Genomic DNA, 591 nt, shown 5'->3' with positions numbered 1-591 from the left:
TGGCAGGCTCAACAGGGGCAACAGCAGGCTCAGTATGAGCAGCAGTCCCAGTTCGGCGACCGTGCGGTTCCGCCGCGGCGCTGGGAATTCCCCGCGACGCACGCTCACTGAAACAGGGACGAGCCTCGGGCCCGCCCCTGCGGAGTTCCGGCGGAGAGCCGGGCCTCAGTCGTCTTCGGAAGCCGCCAGCCGGTAACCGACGCCGCGCACGGTCTCGAGCCAGCGCGGGGTGGTGAGGCTGTCGCCGAGCTTGCGGCGCAGGTTGCCCATGTGCGCTTCGACGGCACGCTTGTCGGCCTCGTTCACGTAGTAGGCGGTCACGTAGCTTTCGCCGCGCAGGAGGAGCGCGAGGTCCGCCTTGCTGCGCACGCGGCGCTTGGAGTCGAGCAACGCGGCGAGCAGGTCGAATTCGGTGCGGGTGAGGTCGAGCTCCGCCGTGCCGAGTACCGCGAGACGCATTTCCGGGCTCAGGCGCAGGCCGTTGTGCTCCATCCAGTCCGCGGCGTCCGGAACGGCGGGCTGCGGCGCGATGAGTGCGAGCGCGTTCGAGGGGGCGGATGCCTGCGGCTGGGCCACCCGGGCGTAGTAGAC

Annotated in this window: 1 protein-coding gene; it reads right to left on the bottom strand. The window is 70.4% G+C overall.

From position 1 onward, the window contains the following. Window positions 1-165: 165 nt before the first annotated feature. Window positions 166-591, bottom strand: a 426-nt coding sequence (locus QN345_RS19715; RefSeq protein ID WP_323509200.1) for a winged helix-turn-helix domain-containing protein, incomplete at its 5' end; no start/stop codon positions are given.

Origin of the sequence: Cryobacterium sp. 10I1, assembly GCF_035019805.1 — a bacterium.
Classification (GTDB): Bacteria; Actinomycetota; Actinomycetes; order Actinomycetales; family Microbacteriaceae; genus Cryobacterium; species Cryobacterium glucosi.
This window is presented reverse-complemented; position numbering and strand designations above follow the sequence as displayed.